Origin of the sequence: Alcanivorax sp. (genome assembly GCF_014762765.1) — a bacterium.
Lineage (GTDB): Bacteria > Pseudomonadota > Gammaproteobacteria > Pseudomonadales > Alcanivoracaceae > Alcanivorax.
Genome location: NZ_JABURH010000109.1, coordinates 21,761 through 31,076 on the forward strand (window position 1 = coordinate 21,761; position 9,316 = coordinate 31,076).

At 59.3% G+C, this 9,316-nt stretch carries 9 protein-coding genes; 3 read left to right on the forward strand and 6 right to left on the reverse strand.

Going from position 1 to position 9,316, the window contains the following annotated elements:
• Positions 1–1,293, reverse strand: coding sequence for an NAD(P)-binding domain-containing protein (locus HUJ17_RS06760; protein WP_290509974.1), 1,293 nt, complete (start codon positions 1,291–1,293; stop codon positions 1–3).
• A gap of 151 nt (positions 1,294–1,444) precedes the next feature.
• On the opposite strand from HUJ17_RS06760, the gene HUJ17_RS06765 reads away from it, so the two are divergent.
• Complete coding sequence (locus HUJ17_RS06765) at positions 1,445–2,413, forward strand: AraC family transcriptional regulator (protein ID WP_290509975.1); 969 nt, start codon at positions 1,445–1,447, stop codon at positions 2,411–2,413.
• A 198-nt stretch (positions 2,414–2,611) separates the two neighbouring features.
• Here HUJ17_RS06765 and HUJ17_RS06770 read toward each other — a convergent pair whose 3' ends face one another.
• The 4 genes from HUJ17_RS06770 to HUJ17_RS06785 all read right to left on the reverse strand — a co-directional run bounded on the left by HUJ17_RS06770 (position 2,612) and on the right by HUJ17_RS06785 (position 5,348).
• Positions 2,612–3,478 (reverse strand): crotonase/enoyl-CoA hydratase family protein, encoded by an 867-nt coding sequence (locus HUJ17_RS06770; RefSeq protein ID WP_290509976.1) that lies wholly within the window; start codon positions 3,476–3,478, stop codon positions 2,612–2,614.
• A gap of 13 nt (positions 3,479–3,491) precedes the next feature.
• Positions 3,492–4,250 carry an AraC family transcriptional regulator gene (locus tag HUJ17_RS06775; protein ID WP_290509977.1) on the reverse strand — a complete coding sequence of 253 codons (759 nt, stop codon included), beginning with the start codon at positions 4,248–4,250 and terminating at the stop codon, positions 3,492–3,494.
• 44 nt (positions 4,251–4,294) lie between these two features.
• The gene (locus tag HUJ17_RS06780; RefSeq protein ID WP_290509978.1) at positions 4,295–4,783 is read right to left on the reverse strand and encodes an Mpo1-like protein; all 489 of its coding nucleotides are present in this window, start codon (positions 4,781–4,783) and stop codon (positions 4,295–4,297) included.
• Positions 4,784–4,940: 157 nt separating this feature from the next.
• Positions 4,941–5,348, reverse strand: a complete 408-nt coding sequence (locus HUJ17_RS06785; protein ID WP_290509979.1) for a CBS domain-containing protein — start codon at positions 5,346–5,348, stop codon at positions 4,941–4,943.
• 159 nt (positions 5,349–5,507) lie between these two features.
• Here HUJ17_RS06785 and HUJ17_RS06790 point away from each other — a divergent pair, with 159 nt between their 5' ends.
• Positions 5,508–8,234 carry an ATP-binding protein gene (locus tag HUJ17_RS06790; protein ID WP_290509980.1) on the forward strand — a complete coding sequence of 909 codons (2,727 nt, stop codon included), beginning with the start codon at positions 5,508–5,510 and terminating at the stop codon, positions 8,232–8,234.
• Complete coding sequence (locus HUJ17_RS06795) at positions 8,227–9,045, forward strand: mechanosensitive ion channel domain-containing protein (protein ID WP_290509981.1); 819 nt, start codon at positions 8,227–8,229, stop codon at positions 9,043–9,045. Before HUJ17_RS06790 ends, HUJ17_RS06795 begins: the two co-directional genes overlap by 8 nt.
• 13 nt (positions 9,046–9,058) lie before the next feature.
• Here the strand turns inward: HUJ17_RS06795 and HUJ17_RS06800 are convergent, their stop codons facing one another.
• Positions 9,059–9,316 carry a hypothetical protein gene (locus HUJ17_RS06800; RefSeq protein ID WP_290509982.1) on the reverse strand — a complete coding sequence of 86 codons (258 nt, stop codon included), beginning with the start codon at positions 9,314–9,316 and terminating at the stop codon, positions 9,059–9,061.

Genomic DNA, 9,316 nt, shown 5'->3' on the forward strand with positions numbered 1-9,316 from the left:
TCACACCCCCTGTTTCAGGTCGGCGATGTGGGCGTTGACCGCCTTGCGATAGCTGTCCTTGTGCACGTAATAGGCCATGCGTTCCAGCTTCAGGTAGTCGAAGCCACCGTCCAGGGTCTGGCCGGCCTCCGCGCTGGCTTTCTGCTCCAGTTTGTCTGCCACCGGGTGCTGGTTCTGCCGGGCCTTGATGTAGAGCGCCACCATCTCCGCCTGCTCATTGCGCCCTTCCCAGCCCAGCCCTGCGGCTTCCACCATGCCCATCATGAACAGATTACGGTACTGGGGATGGAACACATTCAGGTATAACTGCGGCGCATCGGCGTTGTGCCAGTTCAGCTCCGAGGCATCGATAAAGGGGTAATCCAGTTTGTAGCCAGTGGCCATCAGAACCAGGTCATAAACCCGGGATTGACCGTCGGCAAAGGTCACTGTGTCACCCACCACCCCGACAATGTCGCCATGGGGCGTGATATCACCATGACCAAGATGGTGCAGTACCAGGGAATTGATCACCGGGTGGGATTCATACATCCGGTATGACGGCTCCGGCAGGCCGTAATCACTGGGCTTGCCGACGATAAGGCGAATCAGCCGGGCGTCCAGTCGCTGCTTGAGCCCCCGGGGCAGCTTGATCTTGCCGCCGATACTGTCGGTGGGTTTGCCGCCGATAAACTTGGGCAGGAAGTAATACCCGCGACGAACGGACAGATCCACACTGGCCGCCCGGTGCACCGCGTCCACCGCAATATCACAGGCAGAGTTGCCACAGCCCACGATCAGCACCCGTTTGCCATCAAACACCGCCGCATCCCGATAGTCGCAGGAATGCATCAGCTCACCCTCGAACTTGCCCGGCAGGCTGGGCTGGTTGGGTTTGTGCAGGGTGCCATTGGCGATCAGGACACCGTCGAAATAACGACGTTGCGTTTCGCCATCCCGTTCGGTGGTGATCTGCCAGCCGTCGCCGTTACGCTCCACACGCACCACCCGGGTGGAAAACTCGTAGTGCCGATACAGATCGAAATGGCGCGCATAACTCTGGAAGTAGCGCTTCATTTCACTGTGATGAGGATACGTGGCCACCTCATCGGGCATGGGAAATTCACTGAATTCGGTCATCCCCTTGGAGGAAATCAGATGCGCGGACTGATACATGGTGCTGTGGGGATTATCGATATCCCACAGGCCACCCACATCGCTGTTCAGATCGAACCCGATGAAAGGAATATCGTACTTGTTAAGATTTCTGGCGGTGGCCAGGCCCATGGGGCCGGCGCCTATCACTGCGTACATGGCTGTCCCGATAACTATTATTATGAACCCGGATCCGGGTTTGCCGAGTTGGACTCAGCATTTGGTATGATGTCTACTCTACGGTCCACCGGGTGCAGGCTCACGGCCAATTCGGGACCTTGCCACGGTTAATTCGGGACCTCATAGCAGCATGACGCACACCCCTACCGTTACAGTGCGCTTCACCCAGGCCATCAGCCACGCAGCAGAACAGCTGGGCTTCGCCCTGCCCACCGCGCTGCAACAGGCAATCGGGGAACAGGACCGTGTCAGCCTGGCGCTACAGGGAAAAATCTGGGAAAACTTCTGCGAACAGGCCCGCGACCCGCTGGTGGGCATCCAGTTCGGGCTGGCCCTGCAGGTCGGGCATCTGGACACCGTGGGCATGGTGCTGATGAGCTGCGATACGGTGGAAGATGCGCTGGATTCACTGATGGATTACTACCCCATCGTGGGCGAAGGGGGCACCTTTTCGTACCAGGTGCACAACGACGAATGCGAGATTCGCTACCAGCCCGAGTACACGGTGCGCCAGCGGGAGCGGGTGGAAGCCGCGATGACGGCCTTGCTGCAGCTGTCACGCTGGACCACCGGCGATCATCTGCGTGCCTGTCGCATGACCTTTGCCCACCCGGCGCTGGATGACAATCGGCGCTATGAATCCCTGCTCGGATTGCCGGTACGCTTTGCCGCCGACCATAACACCCTGGTGCTGCCCGCCAGCGATCTAAGCCTGCCGCTGATTCATGCCAACCCGTCCCTGTGCCATCACCTGCGCACTCTCGCCGACCAATTACTGGATAACCTGGGCAGCCAGTCTCTCAGCGCCACCGTGCGCGACCTGCTACGCCAGCACCCGCACTGGGGCAAGGAAAAAGTCGCCGACCAGCTGGCCATGAGCGGGCGCCATCTGGTACGCAAACTGGGCGAAGAAGGCAGTAGCTTCAAGTTGCTGCGCGATGCGCTGTTGCAAGACATGGCAGAAACGGAATTACGGGCGGGCACCCGCCTGGCCGACATTGCCGACAAGCTGGGCTTTTCCGATGAAAGTGCTTTTTCCAAGGCCTTCAAACGCTGGACCGGCACGACGCCGGCAAACTACCGCGAAGAAAAACGATAACGCCAATTTCGCCCCGTCTTTTGTAGGAGCGCCGCTTGAGGCGCGAAACGAGCGAAGCGAGTAACGAGGTTCGCGTTGCGCAAAGCAAAACCGGTTGTGCTTTGCGCTTCTCGTTACTCGCTCCTCGAAACGGCTTTCCCTCCTCAAGCGGCGCCCCTACAAAACACGGGCTTCGCAGAAAATATTCCGGGCGTCCTGTTAACCAAGCTCTGGCTCATGCCAGAAATCGAACTGTGTCGGAATATCCGCCATCGCCGTTTCGAAACGCGGCTCGCGTTTTTCCAGGAAGGAGGTAAAGCCGTCGCGACCGTCCCAGAATTCATTGGACCAGTAGATCATTTTTGATTCCACCGCATGGGCCTGCATGGGGTGGGCAAAGTTGGGGTTACGCCACAGCATCTGCTTGGCCAGGGCCACCGCTACCGGAGAACTCTTGGCGATCATCTTGCGGGCAATGCAGCGGGCCACATCCACCACTTCACCCTTGTCATGGGCGCTGTGGAACAGCCCTGCTTCCACACCTTCTTCGGCCATGAAGATATCGCCGCTGATGACCCATTCCATGGCTTTCTGAATGCCCACCACCCGCGGCAAAAACCAGGAAGAGCAGGCTTCGGGAGTGAGCCCCCGCTGGGTAAAGACAAAGCCGATCTTGCTGTTGGCGGCCACCAGGCGAATATCCATGGGCAGGGTCATGGTGATGCCCACCCCCACGGCGGCGCCATTGATCGCACCGATCACCGGCTTGCGACAGTTGTAGATGGCCAGGGACACTTCACCACCGGAATCACGAATCTGCTCCAGGGGCGGGTCCATGCCCTCGGCCTCATCGTAACCGAACACATTGCCACCTTCTTCCGGCTGCATTTCCATGCCGGCACAGAACACCTTGCCGGCACCGGTCACAATCACCGCGCGCACCGCGTCATTGCGGTCAGCCTCGCCAAAGGCATGGACCAGCTCGTCTTTCATGCGCAGGGTAAAGGCGTTCAGCCGATCCGGACGGTTTAGGGTAATGGTAAGAATCTGTTCATCCAGATCGGTGGAAATATGCTGGTAATCCATGGAGCCTCCATCATTATTCTTTCAGGTGCACCACCTGCACCGGTAGACCCCGAGCATACCGCGATGGCAGGGAGTCGAACATGGCACGCAGGGTGCGATTGAGGTGGGGCTGGTCATAGAAGCCGGCGGCCACCGCCAGCTCGGTGAAATTCATGCCGCTTCGCCACAGGGCCAAAGCCCGCTGACACTTGAGGTGCAGCTGATAACGCTTTAGGGAAACGCCAAGCTGTTCGCGAAACAGATGCCGGAACCGGGAGGCAGACAGGTTGGCGTGTGCCGCCAGGGCATCCATGGAGGGAGCCGTCTCCCCGGCCCGCATCAGACCACAGGCATCGGCGATGCGAGGGTCCAGTGGCAAGGGTTCCGCCAGGCTGCGCAGGCCATGCAGAAATTGCCGGGCCCGGGCTTCATTGCCGCTCTGCACCAGGGCCGCAATCTGTTCCCCGCACCAGCGTTGCTGCTGCTCATCGAGTCCGCCCAGACGGGACAGGGCCCGCCAGGCCGGCTCATCCGGGTCCAAATGCACCACCGCCACCGGCCCCTGACTGTTCAGGCTCTGGGACACATCCGGCGGCACCAGCACCACCCGTTGCTGGCACAGATGTCCGTCCACCGTTACCCGAATCGGCTGGTCCAAGCCCACCAACAAGGAGGCGGCCACATGCTGGTGAGGCTGGTTATCGATGGCAGGCATTACCATCAACCAGCCCCCCTGCCAGAGAAACAGGGGCGTTAACGGCAAGTCCGGTGAAAGTGAGTTGTTGGCATCCATAACCGCCGATCATGCCCGCCCGGCAGCAGGCGAGCAATGGATTATCAGGCCGATTCGCGGGAACGAAAGCCAAGTTTGTGGACCAGCTCGATGCTGACGAACATGGGCCCCACCAGCAGAAACACCAGGTCATCCACAAAGGATGGCTTCTTACCTTCCACCTTGTGACCCCATACCTGTACCGCCCAGGCCAGCAGCCATATCCCCGCGGCACTCCAGGCCAGTGACAGACCACTGCGATCCACCGCCACGATGATCGCCAGGGACACCGCCAACCAACCGGTCATCAGCACCGTCATGCCCAGAGACATGCGCAGGTAAAACGGCATGCAGATTACCGCCAGCAGGGTGCCACCATTAACCCAATAGGCGGCAGCGCCTTCCAGGCCCAGCCAGCGCCCCAGGGGCAGAAGCCAGAACAAGCCGATGGTAGAAATAAAAATGGCCGGCACACAGAGGATATGGACCCACTGGTTAACCGGGTTCTGGTGACTCTCGCCATAATCGGCCAGAAAGGTTTGCAGATTCCGCATGACAGCTCTCCCGAGTTGTTGTTTTGAGCTGTCATCGAATGTAATACGGGGGATGAACGCAGGATTGTACGCAGGGGTCACTGGTTCAAAAGGCTCGAGAACAGCCCCAGGTCGCCTTTTGCTCCTTATAACTCGCAGCTCACCACTGATTTAGTCGTCAATCGCAGCCACGGCGGCTGTCCTTGAGGGCCCGCAGCACCTGCTCACGGGTCAGCAACCCAACCAGAATGCCCTTGTCATCCACCACCGGATAGATCTTGGGTTTCTGGGTGACCATCAGCTCAGCCACATCCACCGCAGAGTCCTCCTCGTGAACCGTGAGAGGTTGGTCATGCATGAACTCCTCCACCACCAGGCTGCCCTCACAGTGATAGCTGGACACCAGCAGCTTGCGCAGGCAATCCTGCTCGGACACGAAGCCCACCACCTTGTTGTGATCATCCACCACCGGCAGGCCGGTGAATTTGTGCTGCAACAGAATATCCACCACCGCCGTCAGCTCCGTGCCGATTTTCACTGCCGCCGGGTGTTTGGCCATCAGGGCCCGCACAATCAGTTCGCTCATGGCTGCCTCCCTGGAAACGGTTTGAGCCTTTCTTGACTATAGCACTCTGCTATCTTGGTATCCTCTTAACGGGCTGTCGGCCCCTATGGGCAATATCAATGGATGACGGCATGGCTACCGGTTCCTACAATGGACGCTGCTGAGGAGAAGGAATTGCGAATGGGATCGCCATGTTTACGGCTATGTGTTGCTGTCATTTTTCTGGCCCTGGCCGCTACGGCGCAAGCCAACGGTGTGGCCGCCTGCGAAGCGGCTCGCCAGACCCTGGAACAGCTCCAGCAGGAAAAACAGCAGCAAGCCGCCCAACTTCAGCAGCTACAGACCTACCTGAATGGTAGCGTTCCCGATCCTCGTCAGTTGGCAGATCTGCTTGGCCACCCCCTTGAGGAAACCTCCGCCCTGCACCAGCCCAAACCCGGCGAGCGCAGCGTGCCGATCAACAAGTGCGAGGCCCTGCAAAACGATATCGATACTCTGGTCGGACAGCTGCGCCAGCAGGACCTGAAACTGCATGCCCTGCGTGAGCAATTCACTGCGCTGCCCCGCACCCAGCGGGTGGCATTCTCGACCCTGGCAGCGCTCTACCAGCACCTGCAGACGCTCACCGACCCGCAAGACACACCGGAACCGGTCAGCCTGGCGGCCAGCACACTCAGCGATCATGTGCGGCAAGCCTGGGCCATCCTGCCCCTGCTCGGGGCATCACCGAAACAGGCGCTGCAACAACTGGATCAACTCTGGTATCGGAGCCCGGCACTGACCCCGCCACCGCAGCCCACCGCACAATGGCGTGACCTGCTGCGCACTCGCCTGGAGATGCAGAGCCAACTGCGCCAGCTGCGTGCTGATCTGTGGCAGCGACGCTCCCTGTGGAGCCAGATTGAAGCCATGGGCGGCCCCGCCCAGGCGCCGGCATTGCTCCACCACGAAGCAGAACGCATCGGCCAGCGGCTGCTGGATACCGCCCATGTGATCGATCTGGATCTGCAGGAATCGGCAAAGAACAAACGCTTTCTGCCGCTGGTGCAGAACAGTGTGGCACTGATACTCGGCATCGCCGGCTTCATGCTGCTGATCCGGCTGGCCCGACGTACTCGCCAATGGACCCTGACCCTGCACGAATCCGTGGTCCGCGCCAGCGGTGAGCACCGCTGGCTGCGCAACGCCAGCCGCCTGATCAGCGGCCTGGCGCCCATGCTGCCCTGGGTGCTGTTATGGCTGATGCTGGATCTGCTGGCCCCGTATCTGGACACCCCGTCCACCCGCATTCTTGTCTGGCTGCTACCGCTGGCCCGGCTTTATGTGATTTACGGTTTGTTCTGCCTGGTCGGCGAATGGCTGGTGATCCGGGTGGCACAGAGCGCCAATGCCTATCTGAGCAGCGATCAGTCCCGGCAGGTCCACGACCACGCCCGCTTTATCTCACGCTGGCTGATACTGCCCTGGTTGCCACTGTTGATCGTGTGGGAAAGCCTGGGCCCGTCACTGCTCTATTACCTCTGTCTGGGCATTTTGCTGGTAGCTATTTACTGGGGACTGGGCCGACTACTGGCGCTTCGCCCCCAGGATTATCAGCGTTGCCTGCAGGCCATCCTCCCTTCGCGGCTGGACCCGCTGGCGGAAAAATTGCTCACCCCGGTCCTGTTCTGGCTGTTTGCACCTCTGCTGCTGCCAGTGGCACTGGCCAGCTTCCTGGTGGGTTTTGCAGACCGGGTGCTGGCAGATTTCGACTGGTACATGCGCTTCAAGGCCCGCCTGTTTCGGCTACGCACCCGCATCAACAACGATGAAGAAGACCCCGACAATGAGCAGCCGGTGGATGAACATTACGAACGCTGGTTTGCCACCGCCCTGCCCGAGGGCAGCAAGACGCCCTTTGTGGATACCGGGCTGGTGACGGCCATGGAAAAGAATATCCAGCGCTGGCACGAGGACAAGACCGACGAGAATGCCCAGGTGGTAGTGGGCGAAAAGGGCTGTGGCAAAACGGTCAGCATTGAACGGCTGGAACGGGCTCTGGCGGAAAGTTGCAAGGGCCTCAATCTGGTCAAGCTGACAGTGCCTGCCAAGACCATCGACCCGGATGCCATTCTCTCCCTGGTCGGCGACGCCCTGGAGGTGGACTTGGCCGGTGAAGGTCCGGCAGCCCTGGTGAAAAGTGACGAGGAGCGCCAGCCCACCCTGGTGGTGCTCGACGAGGCACAGAACTTTTTCCTCAAGGAAATCGGCGGACTGGAAGGCTGGCGCACGGTGTTAAGCCTGGTCAATGCACGACTGGATAATGTGTTCTGGTTGCTGATGATCAATAACCAGAGCTGGGCCTACTTGTGCAATGTATTCGGCCGTGATTACCAGTTCCGCAACGTGGTGAAAGTGAAACGCTGGGGACAGACCGATATCCGCTCACTGATCCTGGCGCGCAATCACCTCAGTGGTCACCGGGTCCGCTACGACGAAGTCCTGCTCTCTTCCCGTGGACCGGAAGCGGGCAATGTACGCAATGCGGAGCAACGCTATTTCAGCCTGCTGTGGGATGCCTGTCGCGGCAACCCCATGGTGGCCCTGCGGCTGTGGCTGACCTCGGTGAAACCCAAGGGTCGGCAGGTGCTGGTGGGGCTGCCCACGCCGCCCTCTGCCAGCATTCTCGACAGCATGGGCGAGAACGCCCTGTTCGTGTATGCGGCCATCGCCACCCATGAAAATCTGACCAGCCAGGAAATCAGCCATGTCACCAACTTGCCCGGCAATGTGGTGCGCTACGCGCTCAAGGGCGGCTTTGATGCCGGTTTCCTGAATAAATCCGAGGATGGCCGCTACCGGCTGAAACCCCTGTGGTATCAGCAGGTGATCAGTTACCTGACAAGGAAGAATCTGCTCAATGAATGAAGGCAATATCGTCAATGATCTGGCGGTGGTGGTTGAGCTGTTCAACATCTACGCCCTGTTGCTGCTGTTTATTGGCGGCTTTGTGCTGTGGGCACTGAACTGGGGGATCAGCAAAGCCAGCCTGAAGATCACCGAAAAACTGCCCACCCGGCGCTTCCTGATTCTGCAGATCACCACCTTGATCGGCTTTGTGCTCTACACCGTGGGCACCGCCGCGCTGATCATCGGCGTCCTGCAGCCTCCCAAGGAATTCATGCTGGCCGCCGGTGGTTCCATCGCCGTGGCCTTGGGTTTTGCACTGAAGGATATCGCTGCCTCCCTGGTGGCCGGCCTGCTACTACTGTTTGATCGCCCCTTCCGGGTAGGCGACAGGGTCAGCTTTGATGATGTATACGGAGAAATTGTTTCCATCGGTCTGCGCACCGTGCGCTTGCAAACCCTGGACGACAACCTGGTGACCATCCCCAACTCCCGTTTCATCACCGATGTGGTGGCTTCCGGCAATTCCGGCGAACTGGACATGATGATCGTCACCGACTTTCACGTGGGTCTGGGTGCGGATCTGGAAGAAGCGAAAGCCATTATCGAAGAAGTGATTGTCACCAGCCGCTACGCCTATCTGAAAAAGCCGGTGTCTTTCGCCATTGAGGAAGTGGAAATCGGCGACATGCTGGCCATTCGCCTGCGCTCCAAGGCCTATGTGCTGGACGTGCATTACGAGAAGGCTTTCCAGAGCGATATTGTGGTGCGGGTTTCCAAGCGTTTTCAGGAGCAGCAGATACCCCGCCCACGGCGCGGCGGTGAAATTTGATCCGGCCAGCCGCCTACTTTTTCTCTTTATCCTCGCGGTTTTTTGACAAGGCCTCTTCCAGCTCTTCCCGGGGCATATAATCCAGGTCCCAGTGACTGGTAAAGGTTTCCTTGATTCGGTGCCGGCCACGATGCAGATCGTCCGGGGTTTCTCCTTCATGAGCCGGGTGATAATCCAGCGGCTCATGAGCAGATTGTTCATCAGTGTGCTGATGACGAGAAGGGAACAGTTTTTCTTTCAGTTTGTGCAACCAGCGCATAAACACCTCCAT